The organism is Moorena sp. SIO4G3 (assembly GCF_010692305.1).
Lineage (GTDB): Bacteria > Cyanobacteriota > Cyanobacteriia > Cyanobacteriales > Coleofasciculaceae > Moorena > Moorena producens_A.
The window spans coordinates 1-2167 of sequence record NZ_JAAHIG010000675.1; the positions used below are offsets into that span (position 1 = coordinate 1).

Sequence of the window (2167 nt, forward strand, 5' to 3'; positions counted from 1 at the left end):
TATTACGGTCGATGTCCCCTATTACGGGGAGCACCTCCGCTCCAGAACCGTGCATGAAACTTTCGCCTCACACGGCTCCTGAGTATCTTTTTGACTCCAGTGAATCTGTTGGTGACAACTTTGGTGAACAGCTATTAAGTTGTTTTTCTTCCAGTTATCATGGTTTCCATCAATGTGATGTAGGTGTACCCTTTCTTCATCAATGAACTTCATTTCACAGTATCCACAGGAATGGTTTTGCCTTTTCAAAGCCTCGGATGTAGCATTGTTGTATAGTTTGGAATTTCTTCCACTCCAATAGACTAGGTCTCCGTCATAGGGGGACTTAGTCCCTTTTACGTTAATGTGCTGGTTTTGTTCATACCCCACTGCGGGAAATGCTTGTTTACATAGTTCGTTAGCTTTATATTTGTTCACCTTTTTTTCCTTTCGGAATTTGCGGTTGGCAGTTTTTGCTATGAACCATAAGCTATCTCGCGAGCTGCTCATGTCGCAACTTTTGTGGTAATTCCTCCATCCGCGCACGATAGGGGCTAATTTCTTGGCTTTTACTTTGGCACCATAATTCGAGCTGTTGACTACGGCTTTAATCTTCTTACGTATGTTCCGGTGATTTTCCTCTGAGGGAATTGACCGGAACTTTCCGTTTTTTTGGACGCGGAAGTTCCACCCCAAGAAGTCAAATCCGTCTGTCGTTTTGGTTACCTTGGTCTTTCGAGCGCTGATTTCCATTCCACGTTCTTTTAAGAAGTCTTTGACCTTCCCTAAGATTTTTTCAGCGTTATCCTTAGGCTTGAGGATTATTACCATGTCATCGGCATATCTGATACTTCTGACCTTGGGGTTTGTTTCCTCTATTCCGTCAAGTGCGATGTTGGCTAGAAGTGGGCTGACCACGCCTCCTTGGGGTGTTCCTTGCTCTGGGAATTCCGGATTGATGCCTGCTTTTAGACATCTGAATATCCCCGTCTTCAGACCCGCAGGTGCTAGCAATCTATCCATAATAGAGCTATGGGAGATGCGGTCAAAGCACTTCTTGATGTCTAGTTCAATTACTCTTTTATTTATGCCCTTTTTGCTGGAATTCAGATTTTGAAATAGCATTTTTTGTGCGTCTTGGGCGCATCTGCCAGTTCTGAATCCGTAGCTGTAGGCACTGAACGTAGCCTCATGAGCTGGTTCTAAGGCGTATTTTGCTAGACATTGCCATGCTCTATCTTGGATTGTTGGTACTTTTAGTATTCTCGTACTCCCGTTTTTCTTGGGTATTGGTATCTCCCTTAACCCTTGATGCGTCCAGTTTTCCGCATTGGAGCCTAACTTTTTAAGTACCTCGAACCTTTCTTTGTAGGTTAGGGATGCTTTCCCGTCTACTCCGGCGGTTTTCTTTCCTTGATTGAGCTGTGTCACTTGGCGGATAGCCAATAACTGTGCTGACCGGGATTTCATTATCAGTTTCTGTAGAGACCGGGCTTTCCTCAGGTCGCCAGCTTGAACTGCTTTATAAACTCGCTTTTGGAGGCGGAAAAGATTCCGGCGGAGTTGTTTCCACTTTTGACTTTTCCAGAGGTCACTATATCTGTTTGACATGTGTCTACCTATGCTCTTCATTAGTTTGTTTATCTTGATACCCGTCACCAGTTTCCGGTGACATCTTACCCGACAGTAGGGATTAAGCAAGGCATGGCTTACTAAGGTTCGACTACTTCTTAGACCTAAAGATTGCTGTCGTTTTTACTCGTTCCATCAATTAGATTGTTTTGACGATTTAGGGCAGTCCAATTTGCCTATCCTCTTCTCAGAGATTACGATTACTGTTGAAAGAGCATCGTGAGAATAAAAGGATGTAGTCTCGCATTTGTTTTCAGATTGCGGCTTGGTGGTTAGACACTTTTTCAGGACTTTTACTACTGTTACCCATGTCGTCTCCCTTTTAGCGGCAGTGTGGATAATCTGATTCACCTCTGATTCCGCCCTGGTGCCAGCGTCACTCTGTAAGGTTGCCGCCTTACTCGGTGTGGCCAGATAAGGAGTCACATATTCTCTTAATGGGGTGGGTTTTCACCACCATCCAACTGATAGTTAAGATTCGGGGTTTTTACCCCGCGAATCTTCTGGGTCATACCCCTCCTGTTTCAGGAGGCTCCTACCTCAGAACGAGCCGCAC

1 protein-coding gene is annotated in these 2167 nt (G+C 44.8%); it reads right to left on the reverse strand.

Going from position 1 to position 2167, the window contains the following annotated elements:
• Positions 1-21: 21 nt before the first annotated feature.
• Positions 22-1590: a reverse transcriptase domain-containing protein gene (locus tag F6J99_RS44450; RefSeq protein WP_293123691.1), complete on the reverse strand. Its 1569-nt coding sequence runs from the start codon at positions 1588-1590 to the stop codon at positions 22-24.
• Positions 1591-2167: the final 577 nt, after the last annotated feature.